General features: G+C 64.1%; 20 protein-coding genes. 15 read left to right on the top strand and 5 right to left on the bottom strand.

All coding sequences use genetic code 11. The features are described 5' to 3' along the window. Positions 1-27 precede the first annotated feature (27 nt). The 13 genes from ACZ9GA_RS01800 to ACZ9GA_RS01740 all read left to right on the top strand — a co-directional run bounded on the left by ACZ9GA_RS01800 (position 28) and on the right by ACZ9GA_RS01740 (position 15,450). The gene (locus ACZ9GA_RS01800) at positions 28-1,194 is read left to right on the top strand and encodes a PilZ domain-containing protein (protein WP_457357545.1); all 1,167 of its coding nucleotides are present in this window, start codon (positions 28-30) and stop codon (positions 1,192-1,194) included. Continuing rightward, positions 1,195-2,634, top strand: a complete 1,440-nt coding sequence (gene algK, locus ACZ9GA_RS01795; protein ID WP_457357547.1) for an alginate biosynthesis TPR repeat lipoprotein AlgK — start codon at positions 1,195-1,197, stop codon at positions 2,632-2,634. Further along, positions 2,631-4,109: an alginate export family protein gene (locus ACZ9GA_RS01790; RefSeq protein WP_457357548.1), complete on the top strand. Its 1,479-nt coding sequence runs from the start codon at positions 2,631-2,633 to the stop codon at positions 4,107-4,109. The genes algK and ACZ9GA_RS01790 overlap by 4 nt, the downstream gene beginning before the upstream one ends. A gap of 26 nt (positions 4,110-4,135) precedes the next feature. After that, positions 4,136-5,734 carry a mannuronan 5-epimerase AlgG gene (gene algG / locus ACZ9GA_RS01785; protein ID WP_457357550.1) on the top strand — a complete coding sequence of 533 codons (1,599 nt, stop codon included), beginning with the start codon at positions 4,136-4,138 and terminating at the stop codon, positions 5,732-5,734. Positions 5,735-5,745: 11 nt separating this feature from the next. Continuing rightward, positions 5,746-7,197: an alginate O-acetyltransferase gene (locus tag ACZ9GA_RS01780; protein WP_457357552.1), complete on the top strand. Its 1,452-nt coding sequence runs from the start codon at positions 5,746-5,748 to the stop codon at positions 7,195-7,197. Between the two features lie 8 nt (positions 7,198-7,205). Then, positions 7,206-8,333, top strand: a complete 1,128-nt coding sequence (locus ACZ9GA_RS01775) for a mannuronate-specific alginate lyase (RefSeq protein WP_457357554.1) — start codon at positions 7,206-7,208, stop codon at positions 8,331-8,333. A gap of 198 nt (positions 8,334-8,531) precedes the next feature. Continuing rightward, on the top strand, positions 8,532-10,082 hold the full coding sequence (locus ACZ9GA_RS01770) for an MBOAT family O-acyltransferase (protein ID WP_457357556.1): 1,551 nt from the start codon (positions 8,532-8,534) through the stop codon (positions 10,080-10,082). A gap of 11 nt (positions 10,083-10,093) precedes the next feature. Further along, positions 10,094-11,242 (top strand): alginate O-acetyltransferase, encoded by a 1,149-nt coding sequence (locus tag ACZ9GA_RS01765; RefSeq protein WP_457357558.1) that lies wholly within the window; start codon positions 10,094-10,096, stop codon positions 11,240-11,242. A 43-nt stretch (positions 11,243-11,285) separates the two neighbouring features. Further along, positions 11,286-11,936, top strand: a complete 651-nt coding sequence (locus tag ACZ9GA_RS01760) for an alginate O-acetyltransferase AlgF (RefSeq protein ID WP_457357560.1) — start codon at positions 11,286-11,288, stop codon at positions 11,934-11,936. Between the two features lie 107 nt (positions 11,937-12,043). Further along, entirely contained in the window at positions 12,044-13,495 is a 1,452-nt protein-coding gene (locus ACZ9GA_RS01755) for a mannose-1-phosphate guanylyltransferase/mannose-6-phosphate isomerase (RefSeq protein WP_457357562.1), read from the top strand. 217 nt (positions 13,496-13,712) lie between these two features. Beyond that, on the top strand, positions 13,713-14,177 hold the full coding sequence (locus ACZ9GA_RS01750) for a multidrug transporter (RefSeq protein ID WP_457363598.1): 465 nt from the start codon (positions 13,713-13,715) through the stop codon (positions 14,175-14,177). 77 nt (positions 14,178-14,254) lie between these two features. Continuing rightward, positions 14,255-14,752: a TlpA family protein disulfide reductase gene (locus ACZ9GA_RS01745; protein ID WP_457357563.1), complete on the top strand. Its 498-nt coding sequence runs from the start codon at positions 14,255-14,257 to the stop codon at positions 14,750-14,752. Then, positions 14,638-15,450: an SDR family oxidoreductase gene (locus ACZ9GA_RS01740; RefSeq protein WP_457357565.1), complete on the top strand. Its 813-nt coding sequence runs from the start codon at positions 14,638-14,640 to the stop codon at positions 15,448-15,450. The genes ACZ9GA_RS01745 and ACZ9GA_RS01740 overlap by 115 nt, the downstream gene beginning before the upstream one ends. 377 nt (positions 15,451-15,827) lie before the next feature. Here the strand turns inward: ACZ9GA_RS01740 and ACZ9GA_RS01735 are convergent, their stop codons facing one another. From ACZ9GA_RS01735 to ACZ9GA_RS01720, 4 genes are read right to left on the bottom strand one after another with little or no spacing between them, the layout of a single operon-like run. Then, positions 15,828-16,697: an efflux RND transporter periplasmic adaptor subunit gene (locus tag ACZ9GA_RS01735; RefSeq protein WP_457357567.1), complete on the bottom strand. Its 870-nt coding sequence runs from the start codon at positions 16,695-16,697 to the stop codon at positions 15,828-15,830. Positions 16,698-16,707: 10 nt separating this feature from the next. After that, positions 16,708-16,908, bottom strand: coding sequence for a DUF1656 domain-containing protein (locus ACZ9GA_RS01730; protein WP_457357569.1), 201 nt, complete (start codon positions 16,906-16,908; stop codon positions 16,708-16,710). Then, a complete protein-coding gene (locus tag ACZ9GA_RS01725) occupies positions 16,898-19,093 on the bottom strand; it encodes an FUSC family protein (RefSeq protein WP_457357571.1) in 2,196 nt (731 codons plus the stop codon). The genes ACZ9GA_RS01730 and ACZ9GA_RS01725 overlap by 11 nt, the downstream gene beginning before the upstream one ends. Before the next feature lie 11 nt (positions 19,094-19,104). After that, positions 19,105-20,616 carry an efflux transporter outer membrane subunit gene (locus ACZ9GA_RS01720; RefSeq protein ID WP_457357573.1) on the bottom strand — a complete coding sequence of 504 codons (1,512 nt, stop codon included), beginning with the start codon at positions 20,614-20,616 and terminating at the stop codon, positions 19,105-19,107. Between the two features lie 187 nt (positions 20,617-20,803). On the opposite strand from ACZ9GA_RS01720, the gene ACZ9GA_RS01715 reads away from it, so the two are divergent. Together ACZ9GA_RS01715 and ACZ9GA_RS01710 are read left to right on the top strand one after the other, a co-directional pair. Beyond that, positions 20,804-21,751 (top strand): LysR family transcriptional regulator, encoded by a 948-nt coding sequence (locus tag ACZ9GA_RS01715; protein WP_027979071.1) that lies wholly within the window; start codon positions 20,804-20,806, stop codon positions 21,749-21,751. Between the two features lie 177 nt (positions 21,752-21,928). Next, complete coding sequence (locus tag ACZ9GA_RS01710) at positions 21,929-22,903, top strand: 2-hydroxyacid dehydrogenase (protein ID WP_457357575.1); 975 nt, start codon at positions 21,929-21,931, stop codon at positions 22,901-22,903. On the opposite strand, the gene ACZ9GA_RS01705 is transcribed toward ACZ9GA_RS01710, so the two are convergent. Continuing rightward, positions 22,904-23,806 carry a DMT family transporter gene (locus ACZ9GA_RS01705; protein ID WP_457357577.1) on the bottom strand — a complete coding sequence of 301 codons (903 nt, stop codon included), beginning with the start codon at positions 23,804-23,806 and terminating at the stop codon, positions 22,904-22,906. Between the last annotated feature and the right edge of the window lie 49 nt (positions 23,807-23,855).

Below are 23,855 nucleotides of genomic sequence, written 5' to 3'. Positions count from 1 at the left end.
CTAATGGATTAAGTAGGAATTACCGCCATGAATAACGCCGTGAACGTCAATGTTGTGCATGAGTCCGAAGCCCAGCGCCAGCACGCCCGGGTCAAGCTGCCCGCCAAGCTGCGCTACATGGGGCCCAACCGCGAGACCATCGAGGTACGCATCGAAGACCTGTCGGCCGGTGGCCTGGCCTTCCACGCGCCCAAGCCGCTGGCTGAAGGCGAGGTGCACCGCGGGCGCCTGATGTTCGTCATCGACACCCTGGGCCTGGGCATGGACATCGAGTTCCAGGTGCGCTCCTTCAATGACAGCACCGGCCGCGTCGGCTGCCAGTTCCAGAACCTGGAACAGCAGGACATCGCCACCATGCGCCACCTGATCACCTCGCACCTGAGCGGCGAGATCATCAGCGTCGGCGACGTGCTGGGCACCCTGCAGCGCGACAACTTCACCAAGGCGCGCAAGGACAAGAAAGCCGGTGGCGGCCAGTCGGCCTTCGCCCGCCTCAAGGCCGTGACCTTCAGCGCCGGCGTGTTCGTGGTAGGCCTGGCTGCCTTCGGCTTCGTGCTGAAATCGGTGTACGGCCTGTACTTCGTCACCCACGCCCAGGCAGGCCTGGTGTCGGCGCCGTCGATGAACATCACCATGCCGCGTGACGGCACCGTGCAGAGCCTGGTGGGCGCTGACGGCGTGGCCCCCAAAGGCGCACCGCTGGCCAGCTTCAGCACCAGCATGCTCGACGTGCTGAAAGGCAACCTGGACCCGGACCAACTGCAACCGGACAAAATCACCGAACTGTTCGGCAAGCAAATGACCGGCACCCTGACCTCGCCGTGCGACTGCACCGTGGGCCAGCAACTGGTCGCCGACGGCCAGTACGCCAGCAAGGGCGACGTGATCTTCACCCTGGTACCGCGCAACACCACCGCCAACGTCGAAGCGCGCTTCGCTTACCGCCAGTTCGGCGATATCACCCCAGGCACCCCGGTTAACTTCCAGGTAGCCGGTGAAGAGGGCGTGCGCCAAGGCAAGGTGGTCAACGCCACCAGCATCAACCCGCTTGACCTGTCCTCGGACCTGCGCGTGCAGATCCAGCCCGACGAGCCACTCAACAGCAGCCTGACCGGCCGCGCCGTGGACGTCAGCAGCGACCGTGGTCCGTCGCTGAACTGGCTGATGAACAAAGCCATGGCCGCCGGCCAGTAAGTGGGATCGAGGAGAACACCTGTGGCTAGCACTCTAAGAATATTGCCAGGATCGGCGCTGTTGGGCCTGGCCGTCGCGATCGGCCTGGCCGGTTGCGCGGGCCTGCCGGACCAGCGTCTGGCCAACGAAGCCTTGAAGCGTGGCGACACGGCGCTGGCCCAGCAGAACTATCAGCAACTGGCAGACCTGGGCTACACCGAAGCCCAGGTAGGCCTGGCCGATATCCAGGTGGGCACCCGCGACCCCGAGCAACTGCGTCAGGCCGAGGCGACTTACCGCGCCGCGGCCGACACCTCGCCACGGGCCCAGGCACGCCTGGGCCGGTTGCTGGCCCTCAAGCCGCACCCTACCGAGGCCGAGCAACGCGAAGCCGAAGGCCTGCTGAAGAAAGCCTTTGCCAACGGCGAGGGCAACACCCTGACGCCGCTGGCCATGCTCTACCTGCAATACCCCAACACCTTCCCGGGCGTGAATGCCCAGGAAAAGATCAATCAATGGCAGGCCGCCGGTTACGCCGAGGCCAACCTGGCGCAGGTGCTGGTGTACCGCATCCAGGGCACCTACGACCAGCACCTGGACGACGTGGAAAACCTGTGCCGCAAGGCCTTGAACGTGGCCGACGTGTGCTACGTGGAACTGGCCACCGTGTACCAGAAGCGCCAGCAGACCGACCGTCAGCAAGCGCTGCTGGCCCAACTGCAGGCCGCCTACGCCCGCGGCGCCGTACCGGCCATGCGCGTGGACGCTGTGGCACGCGTACTGGGTGATGCCACCCTGGGCCAGACCGACGAGAAAACCGCCCAGTCCATGCTGGAGAAGATCGCCCCGGTGTACCCGGCTTCCTGGGTCAGCCTTGCGCAACTGCTCTACGACTTCCCCGAACTGGGTGACGTGGACAAGTTGATGGAGTACCTGGACAAGGGCCGCAACGCCGACCAGCCGCGCGCCGAACTGCTGCTGGGCAAGATCTACTACGAAGGCAAGCTGGTGATCCCGGACGCGAAAAAGGCCGAGGAACACCTCAATGCCGCAGCCCCCACCCAGGTCAGCGCGCACTACTACCTGGGCCAGATCTACCGCCGTGGCTACCTGGGCAAACCCGAGCCGCAAAAGGCCGTGGACAACCTGCTGGTCGCCGCCCGCGGCGGCCAGGCCAGCGCGGATTTCGCCTTGGCCCAGCTGTATTCCGGCGGTCGCGGTACCCAGCCCAACCCGGTGTACGCGTACATGTTCGTGCAACTGGCCAAGGCCCAGCCGGAGCCTGCCCAGCCGGTACTGGACCTGGCCACCCAGCTTGAAACGGCCTTGTCGCCCGAGCAACGCGCCCAGGCCCAGCAAATGCTGCAGCAAGAACAGCGCGTGCGCGGTGCCATGAACCAGAACAGCAGCATCGCCCTGCAGACGCTGGAAGAAGAAGACGGTGAGGACAAATCGCTATGAAACTGAACCAATGGATGAAAGCCGGCATTGGCCTGGGTTTCGCCGCGCTATGGTCCTGCCCGACGCTGGCGGCGCTGACCGCTGACCAAAACTTCGGTATCGAAGTCAAAGGCACCCTGCAGTCCGAAGACGACCGCGACCTGGGCACCCGCTCGGGCGGCGACGTCAACGGCCTGGGCCTGGACCTGCGCCCTTGGGCCTACGGCCAATGGGGCGACTGGAGCGCCTACGCCATGGGTCAGCTGGTCACCGCCACCGACACCATCCAGACCGATACCCTGCAGGAATCCAACGTCAGCAGCGACAGCACCGCCAGCGGTCGCGAGCAAAAGAAGACTTACCTGGCCATGCGTGAATTCTGGGTCGGCTACAGCGGCTTCACGCCCTACCCCGGCGAGATCCTGAAGTTCGGCCGCCAGCGCCTGCGCAACGACGACGGGCAGTGGAAAGACACCAACATCGAAGCCCTGAACTGGGACTTCGACACCACCCTGCTGCGTGCCCACGCCGGTGTGGCCGAGCGTTTCAGCGAGTATCGCACCGACCTCACCGAGCTGTCGGCCAGTGACAAGGACGTGCTGCACGCCTACGGCGACGTCTCGTACCAGTGGACCCCGGGCCAGTGGGTAGGCCTGCGCGCCCACCACACCCATGACAGCGGCAGCCTGCCCAGCACCGGCCAGGCCATCGACGATTCGGACAAAAGCAGCACCGGTGACCTGACCTGGTTGGGCCTTGAAGCCGACAGCGACGCCTACAACCACGACAACCTGAACAACATCAACTATTGGGGCAGCCTGACGTTCATGTCCGGCAACCGCGACAGCATCGGCAGCAACGTGGTCAACGGCCAGACCGTGGCCGGCGACAAGACCAGCGGCCACGTCAACGGCTGGGCCACCGACCTGGGCCTGCGCGTACACCTGGACCCGAACTGGCAAGTGGGCGGCGCCTATTCGCGCGCCAGCCGCGACTACGAACAGAACGGCCTGCAAAGCAACCGCTCGACCTGGACCGGCACCCGTGCCCGCGTCGCCCGCTTCGGCGAGGCCTACCAGGCCGAGATGGCCAACGTGCAAAGCGCCTCGCTGTTCGCCAGCTGGCAACTGCGCGACGAATACGACGCCAGCCTGATCTACCACAAGTTCTGGCGTGTGGACGGCAACCAGGGCATCGGCACCAGCACCCTGGACGCGGTCAACACCACCACCGACCCGGAAAACCCGACCGACATCACCTCCATCAGCTCGCTGCCGCTGGCTGACGGTGACAAGGACCTGGGCCAGGAGATGGACCTGGTGGTCAGCAAGTACTTCAAGCAAGGCCTGTTGCCGGCCTCCCTGAGCCAGTCGGTGGACGAACCCTCGGCCCTGGTGCGCCTGCGCGCCGGTGTGTTCAAGCCAGGTTCGGCCTATGGCAACCAGGTGGACAGCTACATGCACCGCGCCTTTATCGACGTGATCTGGCGCTTCTGATGCGACCGCGAAGGGAGTGCGATGAAATGATGAATTCAGACCGATTGCCGTTTTCCAGGGCCGTGCTGGCCACCGCGCTGCTGCTGGCCAGCGGCCTGGCCCTGGCCAGTGCCCCGGCCGCGCACCCGGCGGCAGCTGCGGCGCCAGACAAGGACGAAGCCAAGACCCTGCAACTGGCCAAGACCTACACCATTACCACGGCCCCACCGGAGTCGCTGGAACTGGCTGCGCCCAAACTGCCCGACCTGACCGGCTACACCGCCCAGGCCGTGGCCGCCAAGATCGACCGCCGCAAGCCCGGCAAGATCATGGTCAAGCGCATGCTGCAGGAAGACGTGCTGAAGGAATTCATCGGCGGCGACAACAAGATGGCCGAATGGGTAAACCGCCAGCACGGCATTCCCCAGGCCATCTTCGTCGAGGACGGCTACGTCAACCTCACCGAACTGGTAAAAAAGCTGCCCAAGCAATACATCCGCGAAACCGCGCCGGGCGTGTACTTGTCGCGCCTGCCGATCGTGGTCGGGCACAACGGCATCTTCGAGGTGGACAAGCAGACCAAGGAACTTCGCCTGTCTCAGGAAGGCGGCGCGTTCCTGGTCAACGACGGCAAACTGTTCCTGCGCGATACCCGCGTGATTGGCTGGCGCGAGGCTGACAACGGCCCGTCCACCTTCCGCCAACCCAAGGAGTTCCGTCCGTTCCTGCTGTCCTGGGGCGGCACCGAGACCTACATGGTCAACACCGTGATGGCGAGCATGGGCTACAACCAGTCCAAGTCGTACGGGGTGAGTATTTCCCAGTACACGCCGAACATGACTGCGCAGATGGGCCGCGGCGAGCCTACCGGCTGGATCATCGGCAGCACCTTCTCGGACATGTGGTACGGCTTCTACTGCTATGAAACCAGCGACTTCGTGGTCAAGAGCAACACCTACCACGACAACATCATCTACGGCATCGACCCGCACGACCGGTCCCACGGCCTGATCATCGCCGACAACACCGTGTACGGCACCAAGAAGAAGCACGGCATCATCGTCTCGCGGGAAGTGAACAACAGCTTCATCTTCAACAACCGCAGCTACGACAACCACCTCTCGGGCGTGGTGATCGACCGTAACAGCGTGGGCAACCTGGTGGCCTACAACAAGATCTACAAGAACCACACCGACGGCATCACCCTGTACGAAAGCGCCGACAACCTGCTGTGGGGCAACATGCTGCTGGGCAACAAGCGCCACGGTATCCGCGTGCGCAACAGCACCAACATCCGCCTCTACGAGAACAAGGCGCTGGGCAACGGCCTGACCGGTGTGTACGGCCACATCAAGGATTTGAGCAACACCGACCGCAACATCAAGCTCGACCCCTTCGACGCCCAGGTCTCGCTGATCCTGGTGGGTGGCGAACTGGCCGGTAACGGTACCGGGCCGCTGTCCATCGACTCGCCGCTGTCGGTGGAGATGTATCGCGTGTCGATGCTGGCCCCCACCAAATCCAGTGGCATCAGCTTCACCGGCATCCTGGGCGACCGCCAGGCCGAAATCATGGACCTGATGGTTCGCCAACAAAAAGCCGTGCTGATCGACCCCGTCGAACGCCAGACCGAAATGCAGGACTGAGGATGAACTTCATGCACCCCACCTTGATCAAGCTGCTCAGCCTGTCCGGCCTTGCCGCCGCCATGATGGCAGCGTCCAACGGCGCCAGCGCCCAGGACTTCGCCGCGCCCAAGTACGAAGCCGCACCCTGCTGCAGCCTGTGCCCAGCCGCCCATGACGCCAAGAACTACGTGAGCCGCTACCAGCAGAACTTCACCACGCTGGTGCAGGCCCAGGGCGACTGGCTGTTCCGTACCCAGGAAGACCTGCGCACCGAATTCGACACCACGCCGGAAGGCTACCGCCGCCTGCAACAGCTGCACGACGCCTTCAAGAGCAAGGGCGTGGAGCTGGTGGTGGTGTACCAGCCGACCCGTGGCCTGGTTGACCGCAACAAACTGTTCCCGGCCGACCGCGACAAGTTCCAGTACGACAAGGCGCTGAAGAACTACCAGGCCATGCTGCAACGCTTCGCCGGCATGGGCTTCAACGTGCCCGACCTGTCGCCGTTGACCAATGAGCAGCAGGCCCACGACTTCTACTTCCGCGGTGACCAGCACTGGACCCCGTACGGCGCCCAGCGCACTGCGAAGATCGTCGCCGAGACCGTGAAGAAAATGCCGGCCTTCGCCGACATTCCCAAGCGCGAATTCGAAACCCACCTGTCCGGCCGCATGGGCAAGACCGGTACCCTGCACAACATGGCCGGCCAGCTGTGCGGCACCAGCTACGCCATCCAATACATGGACCAGTTCACCACCGAGCCCAAGGGCGAGGCGGCCGACGGCGACCTGTTCGGCGATGCCGGCACCCCGCAGATCACCCTGGTGGGCACCAGCCACAGCGGCAAGAACTACAACTTCGCCGGCTTCCTGGAACAGGACATCGGCGCCGACATCCTCAACGTCGCCTTCCCCGGCGGCGGCCTGGAAGGCTCGATGCTGCAGTACCTGGGCAGCGACGACTTCCAGAAGCACCCGCCGAAAATCCTCATCTGGGAATTCTCGCCGCTGTACCGCCTGGACCAGGAGACCATCTACCGCCAGATGATGTCGCTGCTGGATAACGGTTGCGATGGCAAACCTGCGGAACTGCAAGCCAGCGCCACGCTCAAAACCGGCAAGAATGAATTGCTGGTCAACGGCCGCAATGGAATCAAAGACTTGCACAACGGTAATCACCAGATCGACATCAAATTCGCCGACACCTCGGTCAAGACCCTGCACGCCACCCTGTGGTACCTGAACGGGCGGCACGAAGACCTGAAGATTGAGAAACCAACCACCTCGGACACCGACGGGCGCTTTGCCTTCGAGCTGCGCAACGACGAGGACTGGGCTTCGCAGAACCTGCTGGCCCTGGAAGTGGAAGGCCCTGAAGCCGGCCAACCCGCCCAGAAAGTCGAAGCCACCGTGTGCAAGCGCAACGTCTTCCCTGGCGTTCAGCAATCACCGAAACAACAGAACGCCCAAGCCGGACTGTGAGGTTATTTATGAACCGCACCAACGCACTACGCCACCTGCTCGCGCCCACCCTGCTGGGCCTGGCCATCTTCGCCGGCAATGCCCAGGCGGCTGCGCCCCTGCACCCGCCACAGGGTTACCTGGCGGCCGTGGACAAGTTCAAGACCAATGCCAAGGATGAAGGCTGCCAGGCCATGCCGCAGCCTTACACCCAAAGCCTGCAGTTTCGCAGCAAGTACGAAGGTTCGGACAAAACCCGTTCGACCTTCAACGCCACGTCTGACAAAGCGTTCCGCGATGCCACCAAGGACATCACCACCATGGAGCGCGGCATCAGCAAGCAAGTGATGGTGTACATGCGCGACGGCAATCCGCAGCAGCTGGACTGCACGCTCAACTGGCTGACTGCCTGGGCCCAGGCCGATGCGCTGATGTCCAAGGACTTCAACCACACCGGCAAGTCCATGCGCAAATGGGCGCTGGGCAGCATGGCGTCGGCCTATGTGCGGCTGAAGTTCTCCGACTCGCACCCGCTGGCCACCCACCAGCAGCAGACCCAGGTGATCGAAGCCTGGTTCGGGCGCCTGGCCGATCAGGTCGTCAGCGACTGGAACAACCTGCCGCTGGAAAAAACCAACAATCACTCGTACTGGGCCGCCTGGTCGGTGATGGCCGCCTCCGTGGCCCTGGACCGCCGCGACCTGTTCGACTGGTCGGTGAAGGAATACAAGATCGGCGCCAATCAGGTTGATGCCGACGGCTTCCTGCCCAACGAGGTGAAGCGTCAGCAGCGCGCCCTGGCTTACCACAACTACGCGCTGCCGCCGCTGTCGATGATTGCCAGCTTCGCCCAGGCCAACGGTGTGGACCTGCGCCAGGAAAACAACGGTGCCCTGAAACGCCTGGGTGACAAGGTGCTGGCCGGGGTGAAAGACCCGGACATCTTCGAAGCCAAGAACGGCAAGGACCAGGACATGACCGACCTTAAGGTGGACAGCAAATTCGCCTGGCTGGAGCCCTGGTGCAGCCTTTACAGCTGCCCGCCGGACGCGCTTGAACGCAAGCACGAAGGCCAGCCGTTCAAGACCTTCCGCCTGGGCGGCGACCTGACCAAGGTCTACGACCCCGAGCACGAAAAAGGCAACAAGGGCTCGTGATGACACACCACCCGTAGCCGCTGCCGAAGGCTGCGCTGGCCCTGTACCTCACTGGAGATCTACAGGGTTCACACCGGCCGGCGCAGCCTGGCGGCAGCGGCTACGAGATGGCGCAGGACGTGATTTACCCCCTGGAATAAATGGGGGGTTTGGGGGGGCTTCGGCCCTTGTGTATGGATCAAACAAGGAGAGATCGGGATGGTTTTCTCATCTAACGTGTTCCTGTTCCTGTTCTTGCCGGTCTTTCTCGGCTTGTACTACCTGTGCGGCAATCGTTACCGCAACCTGCTGTTGTTGGTCGCCAGCTACGTGTTCTACGCCTGGTGGCGGGTGGATTTCCTGGCGCTGTTCGCCGCGGTCACCCTGTGGAACTACTGGATCGGCCTGCGCGTAGGCGCCGCCGGCGTGCGCACCAAACCCGCACAGCGCTGGCTGCTGCTGGGCGTGGCGGTGGACCTGTGCGTACTGGGCTACTTCAAGTACGCCAACTTCGGCGTGGACAGCATCAACGCCATCATCAGCTCGTTCGGCATGCAGCCGTTCATCCTGACCCATGTGCTGCTGCCCATCGGTATCTCGTTCTACATCTTCGAATCGATCAGCTACATCATCGACGTGTACCGCGGCGACACCCCGGCCACGCGCAACCTGATCGACTTCGCCGCCTTCGTCGCCATCTTCCCGCACCTGATTGCCGGGCCGGTGCTGCGCTTCGCGGACCTGGTGGACCAGTTCAACAACCGCACCCACACCCTGGACAAGTTCAGCGAGGGCGCGACGCGGTTCATGCAGGGTTTCATCAAGAAGGTGTTCATCGCCGACACCCTGGCCACCGTCTCGGACCACTGCTTCGCCCTGGCCGCCCCCACCACCGGCGACGCCTGGCTGGGCGCCCTGGCCTACACCGCGCAGCTGTATTTCGACTTCTCCGGCTACAGCGACATGGCCATCGGCCTGGGCCTGATGATGGGTTTCCGCTTCATGGAAAACTTCAAGCAGCCCTACATCAGCCAGTCGATCACCGAGTTCTGGCGCCGCTGGCACATCAGCCTGTCGACCTGGTTGCGCGACTACCTGTACATCACCCTGGGCGGCAACCGCAAAGGCACCCTGGCCACCTACCGCAACCTGTTCCTGACCATGCTGCTGGGCGGGCTGTGGCACGGCGCCAACTTCACCTACATCATCTGGGGCGCCTGGCATGGCGCGTGGCTGGCCATCGAGCGCCTGCTGGGCATCAACACCACGCCGCGCGCGCTGAACCCGATCCGCTGGGTACTGACCTTCCTGCTGGTGATCATGGGCTGGGTGATCTTTCGCGCCGAAAACCTGCATGTGGCTTACCGCATGTACGCCGCCATGTTCAGCTTCGGCGACTGGCACCTGTCCGAACTCAACGCCGCCAGCCTCACCGGCCTGCAAGTGGCAACCCTGGTGATTGCCTACATCACCCTGGCGTTCTTCGGCCTGCGTGACCTGTACACCAACCAGCCCAAGCCAAAAGCCAAGGCCCCGGTGGCCGAAGCCAACGGCCCGGCCACCGCGCAACCTGGCCTGTATCGCGCCACCCCGGGCGACAACCCGGCCGCGCTGGCCGCCCACGCCCATGGTCACCAGGTGCAAGCCTCGTACTGGACCGTGGACTGGTCGCGCTACCTGATGCGCACCCTGGTGCTGGTGTTGTTCCTGGCCTCGATCCTGAAACTGTCGGCGCAGAGTTTCTCGCCGTTCCTCTACTTCCAGTTTTGAGCGAGCCGACCATGACCCGATCATTACGCATCCTCTACATTCTGCTGTTCCTGGCCGTGCTGCTGGGCCTGGGCATCTGGTCGCTGTGGAGCTTCGCCAGCTTCAACCGCACCGAGCAGATGACCGTGCTCAACGGCAAGTTCACCAAGGCGGTGGAAACCCACTACGACGACCAGTTCCCGATCAAGCGCCTGGGCACCAACCTGTGGGCCGCGGTGGACTTCAAGCTGTTCAAGGAAGGCCGCCCCGGCGTGGTACTGGGCCGCGACCAGTGGCTGTACAGCGACGAGGAATTCAACCCCGTGGCCAACGGCGCGCAGGTGGAAGCCGACAACTTCGCCCTGATCAAAGGCGTGCGTGACCAGCTCAAGCAGCACGGCGTGCAACTGGTGCTGGCCATCGTCCCGGCCAAGGCCCGCCTGTACCCCGAGCACATCGGCGCCACCGCCCCGGCCGAGTTGCACAAGGACCTGTACCAGCAGTTCCACGCCCAGGCCGCGGCCGCCGGCATCTTCGCCCCCGACCTGCTGGCCCCGCTGGAGCAGGCCAAGGCCCAGGGCCAGGTGTTCCTGCGCACCGACACCCACTGGACGCCCATGGGCGCCGAAGTGGTGGCGCGCAACCTGGGCACCGCCATTGCCCAGCACGCCCCGCTCAGCGGCGAGCCGCAGACCTTCGTCACCGCCAGCGACGCGGCCAAGCCGTACAAGGGCGACCTGACCAACTTCCTGCCGCTGGACCCGCTGTTCAGCAACCTGCTGCCCAAGCCGGACGAACTGGCCCAGCGCACCACCACCCAGGCCGGCGACAAGGCTGAAAGCGGTGACGCGCTGTTCGGCGGCAACGAGATTCCGGTCGCCCTGGTGGGCACCAGCTACAGCGCCAACCCGCACTGGAACTTCCTGGGCGCCTTGCAGCAGTCGCTGCGCAGTGACGTCGTCAACTACGCCGAAGACGGCCACGGCCCGATTCTGCCGATGCTCAAGTACCTGCAAACCGACGCCTTCAAGAACAGCCCGCCCCAAGTGCTGATCTGGGAGTTTCCGGAACGCTATCTGCCAATCAAGAACGACCTCAGCGACTTCGACCCCAACTGGATCGCCGAGCTGAAAAAAGACCCGAATACCAACCAGAACCTGGCTGTGGGCCAATCCAACTGAGCCGTTGAAAAGCTCAACCCTTACAAGCAAAGAGGAAATGCACATGACCGCACATAATCGCAAAAACCGTCTGGCCGCTGCCCTGATTGCCGCCACCGGCCTGCTCTCCGCACACGCCTTCGCCGGTGGCGATGCCGCCCTCTACGGCCCTACCGCGCCTAAAGGCTCCGCCTTTGTCCGTGTCTACAACGCCGGCAACCAGGAAGTCAGCGCCAGCGTCGGCAACACCAACCTCAACGAGATCGCGCCGCTGGCCAGCAGCGACTTCAGCTTCATGCCCCAAGGCGACTACAGCGCCAAGGTCGGCAGCAAGACCCTGCCGGTGAAGCTGGCCTCGGACCACTACTACACCGTGGTCAACAACACCAACGGCAACCCACAGCTGGTGGAAGAGCCACCGTTCAAGAACAAGCAGAAGTCGCTGGTACGCGTGCAGAACCTCAGTGACAAGCCGCTGACCCTGAAGACCGCCGACGGCAAGACCGACGTGGTCAAGGACGTGGCCGCCAAGGGCACCGGCGAGCGCGAGATCAACCCGGTGAAAGTCAGCCTGGCGCTGTACGAAGGCGACAAGAAAGTCAGCGACCTCAAGCCAGTGGCCCTGGAGCGCGGTGAAGCGGCCGTGCTGTACGTGACCGGTGAAGGCACCAGCCTGTCGCCGGTGTGGGTACAGCGCCCGGTTTCCACCCGCTGAACAGAATCGAGTTGGCCGCCCGCTGAAACGGGCGGCTGACAGGGAACAAAAACAAGACAGAAACGGCAACGCGTCTAACTAACCATTCGTTTTATTGGAGAAACAATATGATTCCGGTGATCTTGTCAGGTGGTAGTGGCTCTCGTCTGTGGCCGCTTTCGCGTAAGCAATTCCCCAAGCAATTCCTGGCCCTGACCGGCGAGCACACCCTGTTCCAGCAAACCCTGGAGCGCCTGGTGTTTGAAGGCATGGAAACCCCGATCGTGGTCTGCAACAAGGATCACCGTTTCATCGTCAACGAGCAGTTGGCCAACCTGAAGCTGGAAACCCAGGGCATCCTGATGGAGCCCTTCGGCCGCAACACTGCCCCCGCCGTAGCCCTGACCGCCATGAAGATGGTCAATGAAGGCCGCGACGAGCTGATGCTGGTGCTGCCCGCCGACCACGTGATCGACGATCAGAAGGCCCTGCAACGCGCCCTGGCCCTGGCCACCGTGGCCGCCGAGCGTGGCGAGATGGTGCTGTTCGGCGTGCCGGCCACCAAGCCGGAAACCGGCTACGGCTACATCAAGTCCACCAATGACGCGCTGCTGCCCGAAGGCGTGAGCCGCGTGGCGCACTTCGTCGAGAAGCCGGATGAAAAACGCGCTGCCGAATTCGTCGAAGCCGGTGGCTACTTCTGGAACAGCGGCATGTTCCTGTTCCGCGCCAGCCGCTTCCTGGAAGAACTGAAGAAGCACGATCCGGACATCTACGACACCTGCATGCTGACCCTTGAGCGCAGCGTGAAAGACGGCGACAACGTCGAAATCGACGAAGCCACCTTCGCCTGCTGCCCGGACAACTCCATCGACTACGCCGTGATGGAAAAAACCCAGCGCGCCTGCGTGGTGCCGCTGACGGCTGGCTGGAGCGACGTGGGCTGCTGGTCGTCGCTGTGGGACGTGCACGAGAAAGACGCCAACGGCAACGTCACCAAGGGCGACGTGGTCGTACAGGACAGCCGCAACTGCATGATCCACGGCAACGGCAAGCTGGTGTCGGTGATCGGCCTGGACAACATCGTGGTGGTGGAAACCAAGGACGCCATGATGATTGCCCACAAGGACAAGGTCCAGGGCGTGAAACAGATGGTCAACACCCTCAACGAGCTGGGCCGCAGCGAAACCCAGAACCACTGCGAAGTGTACCGCCCATGGGGTTCGTACGACTCGGTGGACATGGGCGGCCGCTTCCAGGTCAAGCACATCTCGGTCAAGCCGGGCGCCTGCCTGAGCCTGCAGATGCACCACCACCGCGCCGAACACTGGATCGTGGTATCGGGCACCGCCGAAGTCACCTGTGACGAGAACGTGTTCCTGCTGTGCGAAAACCAGTCCACCTACATCCCGATCGCCTCGGTGCACCGCCTGCGCAACCCGGGCAAGATCCCGCTGGAAATCATCGAAGTGCAGTCGGGCAGCTACCTGGGCGAGGATGACATCGAGCGCTTCGAAGACATCTACGGCCGCTCCACCCCGGTAGAGCGTGGCGTGTCGGTGAAAACCATCGCGCAGTAAGGTTGTTTGAAAGCCCCTGCCTCATCCGCTGCGTCCCCTATCCGCAGCCGGTGAGGCAGGGGCTTTTTTGTGTCCGGCCTGTAGCCGCTGCCGCAGGCTGCGCTGGCCCTCGGCAACCCTGAGTATGCCCAGCGGGGCTTAGGGCCAGCGCAGCCTGGCGGCAGCGGCTACAGGTGGTACCATGGCAGGCCTGTCCAGCCACACGCGAACCCACGCCATGCTCATCGGCACCCTGCTCATCATCTCCTGGCTTTTCCTGCTGATCCGCTACCCGAAAAAGGCCTTGCCCATCTCCCTGGTCGCCTTGGCGGGCCTGGCCATGGTCGGCCTCAGCGTGCTGTGGCAGGACAACCGCGAGCTGGCGCAACTGGCGCGCATGGGCCTGCACTTCCAGTACGCTGCCGACGAGTGCCCCGCCGACAAACCGCTGCAGGTGAGCATGAAGAACGGCAACAGCGTGCCCATGACCGAACTGCAATGGCGCCTGGCGGCCTTCGCCCCCGGCGACACCGTGAACCTGGTGCAGGACGATTACGACGCGCCGCGCTATCGCGGCCCCGGCCAGTTGCAACCCGGCGCCAGCTGGAAGGACTGTCTACCCGTGCCGCCGCTGCGCCCCGGCTACCGCGCGCAAACCTTGGAATGGCGCGCCGAGCGGGTGCAGGGCAGCTTCGCCAACTGACTGTCAGTTCTTACAGTATCGCGTGGCCCCCGATAGGCGTTGAATGAGTCAACACGTCATTCAACTGGGGACACGACATGAACGCGATCAGGGAACTCAAGGATGCCACCGCCTTCGCCGAGCACTTCGGCGAAGGCAAGCAGACCGGCGCCAACCAATACCTCTTCTCGCGGGCCCGCAAAGGCCGCCTGCTGGTGCTGCACTCGGCCAATTGCCCTGCCTGCAAGATGCGCCTGGATTACCTGGCGAGCATCGCCGGCCAGCACCCCGACGTCGATATTTTCACCATGCACACCGAAGGCAACGGCGCCTTGTGGCAACCCTTGGGCGTGGCTGGCGTGCCAGCGCAGTTCGTGGTGCACGCCGATGGGCGCGGTGTATTGATTACAGGCGGCAAGGATGAGCAGCTAGACTGCGCACTGATCGATCTGACCCCTGACTCAATGCACAAGGACCCTGTATGCCCGTCACCCTCATCACCGGCTGCTCGAGCGGCATCGGCCTTGCCGTCGCGCGGGCTTTCCGGCAGGCCGGCCACAGCGTCTGGGCCACGGCCCGTCGACCGGCGGACGTAGAACGCCTGGCGGCCGAGGGCTTCCACGCCCGCCAGCTCGACGTCAACGATGAACCCGCGGTAGCGGCCCTGGCCGCCGAGCTGCCGGGCCTCGACATCCTCATCAACAACGCCGGCTACGGCGCCATGGGCCCGTTGCTGGACGGCGGCGTCGCCGGCATGCGCCAGCAGTTCGAAACCAACGTGTTCGCCATCGTCGGCGTCACCCGCGCCCTCTTCCCCCTGCTGCGCGCCAGCCGGGGGCTGGTGGTGAACATCGGCAGCGTCTCGGGCGTGCTGACCACCCCGTTCGCCGGCGCCTACTGCGCCTCCAAGGCCGCCGTGCACGGGCTCTGTGATGCGCTGCGCATGGAACTGGCGCCCTTTGGCATCCGGGTGATGGAAGTACAGCCGGGGGCCATCGATACCCAGTTCGCCAGCAATGCCAGCCGCGAGGCGGAACAGGTGATTGCCGAGGGCTCGCCGTGGTGGCCGTTGCAGGCGCAGATTCGCGCACGGGCCACGGCTTCGCAGGACAGGCCGACTTCGGCTGTCGTGTTTGCCGACCGGTTGGTGGCGGCGGTGGAGAAGCCGGTGCCGGCGCGGTTGGTGCGGATAGGGAATGGGAGTCGGGCGTTGCCGTGGTTGGAGCGGTGGGTGCCGAAGGGCCTGCTGGAGGGAATCCTGAAACGCAAGTTCGGCCTCAACCGAGACCTGTAGCCGCTGCCGCCAGGCTGCGCTGGGCTTGGCGGTCGATCGCGTCGGGGCTTCCAGGGGCATGTCTTGAGAGGTGCAGTGTCCTTGAGATCGAGCGCCGCCCGCGCGGCGCTTCCCGAGCTTCGCTCGGTCCCACATCTGTTTCGGGCCAATTATGCCTGTTAAATCACCTCGACCGCCTTGTGGGTACCAACACAGATTTGCAGTGAAAATACAAAGCGGGCCAGGTGATGCGACAGGCATAACTGGCCCGAAACAGATGTGGGACCGAGCGAAGCTCGGGAAGCGCCGTGCGGACGGCGCTCGATCTCAAGAACGCCAGATCATCATCGCCTGGCCCCTGGCGGCCATCACGCAACCCCCCACCAGCCCCTCCCCCCTCACAGAGCCCCAGCCGACCCCTGCTTAACAATCACCGTACAAGTCGTCCCCGCCGCCAGCAAAAACCCCTCCGGCACCTCATCAATATGAATCCGCACCGGCACCCGCTGCGCCAACCGCACCCAGTTGAACGTCGGATTCACATCCGCCACCAGCTCCCGGCTCTCAGGGTTATCCCGGTCATAAATACCGCGCGAAATACTCTCGACGTGCCCCTTCAACACCTCGCCGCTCATCATCTGCAAATCAGCCTTGTCGCCCACATGCACGTTCGGCAATTTGGTCTCTTCAAAGAACCCGTAAACCCAGAACGAATTCTTGTCGACCACCGCCATCTTCGCCTCACCAGTGCGGGCGTAGTCGCCCACGTGCACATTAAGGTTGGTGACGTAGCCATCCACCGTGGCCACCACCTTGGTGCGGGCCAGGTTCAGCTGGGCAGCGTCCAGGGCAGCCAGGGCCTGCTGGTAGTCGGCCTCGGCACTGCTTGCGACGTTGCCGGCGTCATCGCGGCTTTCCTTGGACACCACCAGGTTGTCCATGTCGGCGCGGCGCTTGGCGTTGACCTGGCGCATTTCCCACGTGGCCTTGCGCGAGGCCACCAGGGCCTGGGCCTGCTTGACGGCGATCTGGTAGTGCTCGGGGTCGATCTGCAGCAGCACGTCGCCCTTCTTCACCAACTGGTTGTCGCGCACCGGCACGGCCACCACGTAGCCGGTCACGTCCGGGGCCACGTTGATGATGTCGGCGCGCACGCGGCCGTCGCGGGTCCAGGGGGTTTGCATGTAGTGCACCCACAGCTCGCGGCCGATGAACACGGCCACGGCCAGTACCAGCAGGGTGGCGATCAGGCTGAAAAACTTTTTCATCAAGTCAGTCTCAACGGTAAACGGTCAGCGCCAGGGCGCCGAACAGGCAGACGAACAGGCTCAGGCGCAACAGCGCCGGGTGCCAGAAGAAGCGATACAGGTCCAGGCCGCTGAGGAAGCGGTCCAGGGCCCAGCCCACGCCCAGGGCGATCAGGAACATCAGGGTCATGGTGGGCATGTACACACCATGGAAAGCTATTTCACGCGGCATGGGTCAGTCCTTGGGCAGGCGCAGGGGGCGCCAGCTCAGCGAGCGGTGATTGCGGGTCCAGCAGGGTACTGCGGATAAAGTGCAGGTAGCTTTGCACCCGGCGCAAAGCCGAGGTGTCGAAGTGCCGGGCGAACGGCTCGTCGGTGTCGCGCACGCAATAGATGGCCTGGTCCACCGCCGCCAGGCTGCGTTCCAGGTTGGCGCGGCTGGGCTGGATGAACAGACGAATCAGCGAGCGGCCCATGACGCGGATGGCCTGGCGCCACGGCTGCGATTCGGCATAGGCCGGGTGCACCGGCAGGATCGCCTGTTCGCGACGCAACTCGATGACCGCGTGGCCCACTTCCAGCACCACGAACATCCAGCGCAGCAGGTTGCGCTGCACCTCGGGCTTGCCGGCCGCCAGGCCATACGCCTGGTTGAGCACGTCACGGGTGCGGCTCTCGAACGCCGAGCCCAGGCCGCGCAGCTTGCCGCTGATGGCGAACACCACTTGCTCGCGCAGGTTGTGCTCCAGGCGGCTCCACAGCCAGCGGCTGTTGGGCGGCAGGATAATCGCGCCGGCGGCAGCACAGGCGAGCATGCCGATGATCATGCCGATGTAGTCGTTGATGAAGGCGTAGGCGTTGTACACCGTGAGGTTGTCGGGCACCGAGCCGATGCTGAAGAAAATCAGCAGGCCCAGGCCATAACCGGCCCACTGTGGCCGCGAGGCCAGGAACGCGCCGAACATCAACACCGGCGCCAACACCATGCACAGCAAGGGGAAGCCGTCGATCCAGGGGAACACGAAGAAGGTTTCGGCAAAGCCCACCACCGCGCCCAGCATGGTCCCGCAGGCCATCTGGAACGACATGCGCTTGGGGTTGGGCGCCGCTGCCGACAGGCCGACGGTGGCCGCAGCCACCAGGGTCATGGTGGCGCCGCTGGGCCAGGCCGTGGCCACCCAGTAGCTGCCCAACAGGCCCAGCACCGACATGGCCCGCACCGCCGCTGCGGCCGACACCCACCAGCTGGTCTGGGGCATGAACGGCTCGTCCCACTTTTCCCGCTCGTGGCTGTGATCGGCCAGGGAGGCGTGGGTCTGAGCGTAGCTGAGCAGTTCGTCGACGAAGCGGTACAGCAGCTCGTAGGCCGTGTGGAAGTCCAGCAGGTCGTCTTCGCTGGGGTGGCTCTCGACGAAGATGGCGCGCAGGCGGCGCACGTGGGACGGCAGCTCTTCCTTGTACAGCGCCATCTGTTCGGCCAAACGCTTGGCGTCGTCGACGGTCAGGGCACGGCCGGCGTAGTTTTCCAGCAGCGCGGCCAGCGCTTTCAGGCCGGGTTCGATGGCGGTCACCACCTCGGCGTGGCCACGGCCGCGGATACGCTCCAGCAGTTGATGCAGGGCGTTGAAGCGCGTGGTGATGCCCATGAATTCACTGTTCAGGCGGCTGACCCGGCCACTGCGACGGCGCATGTGCGGGTCTTCGAAGGCCACCACGCCACGCAGGCTCTCCAGGCCCACGGCCTCGGAAATGAAGCGCACGTTGGTGCTCTCGAACGTGGCGCGCTGACTCGCACCGCGCAGGCCCTCGGCGACAAAACCGGCGAACACACCAAAGCGCTGGTACATGGCGTTGCGCATCGAGGCGCTGGCCGACTGCGGCAGGATGGCCGCGCTGACCGCCGTGGACACGATCAGCCCCAGGGAGATTTCCAGCACCCGCCACATCGCCGCCATGAACGCCCCTTCCGGGTGCGCCAGGGCCGGCAAGCCGATAAAGGCGGCGGTATAGCCGGCCAGCACGAAGCCGTAGCCCTTGAAGTTGCGGTGGCGTACGGCGCCGGCCGAGCAGATGCCGAACCAGATCACCAGGCTGGGCAGGAACAGTTCGGTGTTCTGCGCGAACAGGGCGATCAGCGCCACCGTCACCACGGAACCGGCGATGGTCCCCAGGAAGCGGTAGAAGCTCTTGGCGAACACGTGGCCGCTTTGCAGCTGCATGACGATGAACACGGTGATCATCGCCGTGCGCGGCTGCGGCAGCTCCAGGCGCATGGCCAGCCACAGGGTCAGGAACGCGGCCAGCAGCGTCTTGAAGATATACGCCCAGGTCACGCCGTCACTGCGTGCCCACTCGAAGAAACCACGGCGCCACTGCAGCGAACCCAGCCGGCGCAGCGGTGCAGACAGAGAAGTCATGAATCGATCCGTCAGTGATTGAGGATGGCCAGGGCCGCCGGGGTAGGCGGTGCGGCAGTCTTGGCGTCGCTGGGCACGTCGTTGCCTGCCTGCAACCCGCCGCCCAGCGCGGTCACCAGTTCAGCCTGGGCGGTCAGTCGCGCGGCCTGCACCTGCTGCTGGATTTCCTGCTGATGGAACAGCTGGGTCTGGGCATTGAGCACGTTGAGGAAGTCGGTCAGACCGCGCTGGAAGGCCACCTGGGCAATGTCGTAGGTCTTCTGCGCCGAGGCCACGGACTCGGCGGCAAAGGCCTGTTGCTTGTCCATGGACTCGCGGCGGATCAGCTGATCGGAGATGCTTTTCAGCGCCTCGACCAGGGTCTGGTTGTAGTGCGCCACGGCGATGTCGTAGCCGGCCGAGGCTTCACCCAGCTGCGAGCGCAGACGGCCGCCGTCGAAGATCGGCAGGCTGATCGCCGGGCCCACGGTGTAGCTCAGCTTTTGCGCGGTCAGGAAGCCCAGCATGCTGCCGCCGGTGGCCATGTAACCCAGGCTGGCCGTGAGGTCGACGTTGGGATAGAAGCCGGCGTGGGCCACATCGATGCCACGGGCCTGGGCCGCCACTTGCCAGCGGCTGGCGACCACGTCGGGGCGCTGTCCCAGCAATTCGGCTGGCAGCGCCGACGGCAGTTTCAGCGGCGCGCCCAAGGCCAGGGTCGGTCGTTGCAGGTGCGCGGCGTCGCCCGGGCCTTTGCCCGCCAGCGCCGCCAGCTGGTTGCCGCTCAGGGCGATTTCTTCGTCCAGGGCGTCGATCTGCCGATGGGTTTCGGGCAGTGGCGTCTGCGCCTGGCTGACCTCGAACTGGGTGCCGATGCCGTGGGCCAGGCGCTTCTCGGCCAGTTGCAGAATTTGCTGCTGTTGCGCCAGGGTCGCCTGGGCGATATCGCGCTGGGCGTAATGCAGCGACAGCTGGATGTACACCTTGACGATGTTGTTGGTCAGTTCCAGCTGCGCCTGACGGGCCTGGGCCACGCTCATGTGCGCCATGTCCACCGCCTGCTCGGTGGCATTGCTGTCACGGCCCCACAGGTCCAGGTCGTAACTCAGGCTCAAGCCTGCGTTGTTGTCCCAATCCTTGACGCCACTGAGCTCGCCGGGGCCGTAGAAGTTGTCCTGCGGCCACTTGTGCCGGGTCAGCGAGCCCTTGCCGTTGATCTGCACCGATTCGGCCGACTCGGCCACGCCAGCCGCCGCCTTGGCCTGGCGCACGCGGGCGGCGGCCATGGCCAGGGTCGGGCTGCCTTGCAGCGCCTGGTCTACCCACTGGTTGAGTTGTGCATCGCCATAGGCGCGCCACCATTGGCTGGCGGGCCAATGGGCGTCCTTGGCGGCGGCCTGGATGGCTTCGTCGGTGGCCAGGGTGTTGGCAGACAGGGCCTTGCCTTGGGGGGCAATGCCGCCAGTGCCGATGCAGCCGCTGATGGTCAAAGTTAAGGCCAAAACGCTGAAAGCATTCAGCTTTCCAAATATGCGACGCGGCACTGCTGCTAATTCCTGACTGAAAGAGAGGGGATTACCTTGAGGCGCCGATTCTAGGGGGTGAAACGGGCGCCGATAAGCGGGTGTTCGTGTGAATCTTTATTACGTAAAAAGCGATAATCGGTGTAAAGCCGCGAGACGACAATTGTTACTTCATGCGACAATTTGCCGTCTATTTAGAGAGTGACCCATGGACACCCTGCAAAACATGCGTGCTTTCAGTTGCGTGGCCGAAGCGGGCAGTTTCACTGCCGCCGCCGTGCAGCTCGATACCACCACCGCCAACGTCTCGCGGGCGGTTTCCAATCTCGAAGCGCATCTGCAAACCCGTCTGCTCAACCGCACCACCCGACGCATTGCCCTGACCGAAGCAGGCAAGCGTTACCTGCTGCGCTGCGAGCAGATCCTGGCCTACGTCGAGGAAGCCGAAGCAGAAGCCAGCGACGCCCATGCCCGTCCCGCCGGCCAGCTGAAAGTGCACACCATGACCGGTATCGGCATGCACTTTGTCATCGACGCCATCGCCCGCTACCGCAAGACCCACCCGGACGTGACCTTCGACCTGACCCTTGCAAACCGCGTACCGGACTTGCTGGACGAAGGCTATGACGTGTCCATCGTGCTGGCCAGCGAACTGCCGGACTCGGGGTTCGTGTCCCAGCGCCTGGGCATCACCTACAGCATCGTCTGCGCCTCGCCCGAGTACGTGAAGGCCCATGGTACTGCGCGCAAGCCCAGCGACCTGATGTCCCACGCCTGCCTGCGGCTGATCAGCCCGGTGGTGCAGTTGGAGAAATGGCTGTTCGACGGCCCCGAAGGCCAGGAGATGGTCAACATCAGCAATGCACCGTTTCAGGTCAATTCCGCCGACGCGATGAAAAGCGCGATCATCAGCGGCATGGGCGTGGGCGTGCTGCCGATCTACGCGGCCATCGACGGCCTGCGCAACGGCACCCTGGTGCGCATCCTGCCGGACTACCGCCTGCAGGAGCTGAACCTGTACGCCATCTACCCGTCGCGCCAGTACCTGGATGCGAAGATCAAGACCTGGGTGGAATACCTGCGCGGTTCGCTGCCGGACATCCTGGCGGCCCATGAGGCGGACCTGAAGACCCATGAGTTGAACATGGCGATCTGAACTGTGGGAGCGGGCTCTGCCCGCGAAAAGAACACCGCGGCGCGTCAGGAAGCCCGCGTTACCTTCTTCGCGGGTAGAACCCGCTCCCACACAAGCTACTGGCTCAGGGTTTGTAACGCGCCGGCCGGGAATGTTAGCGTGCTCACATTCTTCACCCGACTGTCGAGAACAAGCCCAATGAAAAAGACCGTACTTGCCTTCAGCCGCATCACCCCGCCCATGGTCGAGCGCCTGCAGCAAGACTTCGACGTGATTGTGCCCAACCCCAAGCACGGCGATATCGCCGCGCAATTCGACGAAGCCCTGCCCAACGCCCATGGCCTGATCGGCGCCGGCCGCCCGCTGGGCGCCAAGCAACTGGCCAGCGCCAGCAAGCTTGAGGTGGTGTCCAGCGTCTCGGTGGGCTACGACAACTACGATGTCGCCTATTTCAACGAGCGCGGCATCATGCTCACCAACACCCCCGACGTGCTCACCGAAAGCACCGCCGACCTGGGCTTCTCGCTGATCATGAGCAGCGCCCGCCGCGTGGCCGAGCTGGATGCCTGGACCAAGGCCGGGGAATGGAAGGCCAGCGTCGGCGCCAACCATTTCGGTACCGACGTATTTGGCAAGACCCTGGGCATCGTCGGCATGGGCAACATCGGTGCGGCCATCGCCCGCCGCGGTCGCCTGGGCTTCAACATGCCGATCCTGTACAGCGGCAACAGCCGCAAGACGGCCCTTGAGCAGGAACTGGGCGCGCAATTCCGCACCCTGGATCAGCTACTGGCCGAAGCCGATTTCGTCTGCCTGGTCGTGCCGCTGAGCGAAAAAACCAAGCACCTGATCAGCCACCGCGAACTGGCGCTGATGAAGCCCTCTGCCATCCTGGTGAACATCGCCCGCGGCCCGATCGTCGACGAACCGGCGCTGATCGAAGCCCTGCAGAAAGGCACCATCCGTGGCGCCGGCCTGGACGTCTACGAGAAAGAGCCGCTGGCCGAATCGCCGCTGTTCCAACTGAAGAACGCCGTCACCCTGCCCCACGTCGGCTCTGCCACCTCGGAAACCCGTGAGGCCATGGCCAACCGCGCCATGGATAACCTGACCGCAGCCCTGAAAGGCCAGCGGCCACAGGATCTGGTGAACCCGCAAGCGTTCAAAGGCTGATCACGCCAGCTTGGCTTCGGCCGCCACCACCGGCGGCCGAGGCTTGCGAAACACCAGCACATTCCCCGCCATCACCAGCACCAGCCCCATCAACGCCGGCGCCGTCCATTGATAGCCCTCGGCAAACGCCGACACGTTCAACGCCACCAGCGGGAACAGCACCGTGCAGTAAGCCGCACGCTCCGGCCCCATACGCCCCACCAGCGTCAGGTAGGCGGTGAAGCCGATCACCGAGCCGGGGATGACCAGGTACAGCAACGAACCGATGTACTGCACACTCCAGTCGACATTGAACGGCGTACCGCGCACCAGGCAGTAACCGGCCAGCATGATCGAGCCATACAGCATGCCCCAGGCGTTGGTGGTCAGCGGCTTGAGCCCGGCCTTCTGTTGCAGGCTGGAGAGCATGTTGCCTGCCGAAAAGCACAGTGTGCCCAGCAATGCCAGCGCCAGCCCGATCAGGGTTTCGCGGCTGGCCGAATGCCCGGCCAGTTCCGGCCAGAACAGCAAGCCCAGCCCCAGCAACCCCAACGCCCCGCCGCCCAGCACGTTGCGGGCGATGCGCTGGCCGAAGAACACCCGCGCGTTCAAGGCGTTCCACAAGGTGGCCGTGGAGAACACTACGGCCACCAGGCCGCTGGGCACCCATTGGCTGGCGGTCAGGAAGCACATGAAGTTGACGCAGAACAGGCACAGGCCCTGGGCCAGGCAAATCAGGTGGCCACGGCGATTCATCGGTTGCAGGCGCCGACTAAGCAGCAGGATGGCGAACAGCACCACGGCCGCCAGGGCGAAGCGGTAAACGATCGACACTGGAATAGCGACTACGCCCAGTTGCAGTTTCAGGGCGATCCAGGTGGTACCCCAGATGAGGACGGTGAGCAGGTAGAGGAATAGGTTCATGGCACGGGCTCCTTTGGGCACTCAGTGTCCCAAGGTGAAGCGCGGTGCA

This window comes from Pseudomonas sp. TE3644 (assembly GCF_056278815.1).
This window is presented reverse-complemented; position numbering and strand designations above follow the sequence as displayed.

What these genes read in the sequence shown, in the direction of transcription:
- ACZ9GA_RS01800 (WP_457357545.1), top strand. Translation starts at nt 28, where the DNA reads ATGAATAACGCCGTGAACGTCAATGTTGTGCATGAGTCCGAAGCCCAG.
- ACZ9GA_RS01790 (WP_457357548.1), top strand. Translation starts at nt 2,631, where the DNA reads ATGAAACTGAACCAATGGATGAAAGCCGGCATTGGCCTGGGTTTCGCC.
- algG (WP_457357550.1), top strand. Translation starts at nt 4,136, where the DNA reads ATGATGAATTCAGACCGATTGCCGTTTTCCAGGGCCGTGCTGGCCACC.
- ACZ9GA_RS01780 (WP_457357552.1), top strand. Translation starts at nt 5,746, where the DNA reads ATGCACCCCACCTTGATCAAGCTGCTCAGCCTGTCCGGCCTTGCCGCC.
- ACZ9GA_RS01775 (WP_457357554.1), top strand. Translation starts at nt 7,206, where the DNA reads ATGAACCGCACCAACGCACTACGCCACCTGCTCGCGCCCACCCTGCTG.
- ACZ9GA_RS01770 (WP_457357556.1), top strand. Translation starts at nt 8,532, where the DNA reads ATGGTTTTCTCATCTAACGTGTTCCTGTTCCTGTTCTTGCCGGTCTTT.
- ACZ9GA_RS01765 (WP_457357558.1), top strand. Translation starts at nt 10,094, where the DNA reads ATGACCCGATCATTACGCATCCTCTACATTCTGCTGTTCCTGGCCGTG.
- ACZ9GA_RS01760 (WP_457357560.1), top strand. Translation starts at nt 11,286, where the DNA reads ATGACCGCACATAATCGCAAAAACCGTCTGGCCGCTGCCCTGATTGCC.
- ACZ9GA_RS01755 (WP_457357562.1), top strand. Translation starts at nt 12,044, where the DNA reads ATGATTCCGGTGATCTTGTCAGGTGGTAGTGGCTCTCGTCTGTGGCCG.
- ACZ9GA_RS01750 (WP_457363598.1), top strand. Translation starts at nt 13,713, where the DNA reads ATGCTCATCGGCACCCTGCTCATCATCTCCTGGCTTTTCCTGCTGATC.
- ACZ9GA_RS01745 (WP_457357563.1), top strand. Translation starts at nt 14,255, where the DNA reads ATGAACGCGATCAGGGAACTCAAGGATGCCACCGCCTTCGCCGAGCAC.
- ACZ9GA_RS01740 (WP_457357565.1), top strand. Translation starts at nt 14,638, where the DNA reads ATGCCCGTCACCCTCATCACCGGCTGCTCGAGCGGCATCGGCCTTGCC.
- ACZ9GA_RS01735 (WP_457357567.1), bottom strand. Translation starts at nt 16,697, where the DNA reads ATGAAAAAGTTTTTCAGCCTGATCGCCACCCTGCTGGTACTGGCCGTG.
- ACZ9GA_RS01730 (WP_457357569.1), bottom strand. Translation starts at nt 16,908, where the DNA reads ATGCCGCGTGAAATAGCTTTCCATGGTGTGTACATGCCCACCATGACC.
- ACZ9GA_RS01725 (WP_457357571.1), bottom strand. Translation starts at nt 19,093, where the DNA reads ATGACTTCTCTGTCTGCACCGCTGCGCCGGCTGGGTTCGCTGCAGTGG.
- ACZ9GA_RS01715 (WP_027979071.1), top strand. Translation starts at nt 20,804, where the DNA reads ATGGACACCCTGCAAAACATGCGTGCTTTCAGTTGCGTGGCCGAAGCG.
- ACZ9GA_RS01710 (WP_457357575.1), top strand. Translation starts at nt 21,929, where the DNA reads ATGAAAAAGACCGTACTTGCCTTCAGCCGCATCACCCCGCCCATGGTC.
- ACZ9GA_RS01705 (WP_457357577.1), bottom strand. Translation starts at nt 23,806, where the DNA reads ATGAACCTATTCCTCTACCTGCTCACCGTCCTCATCTGGGGTACCACC.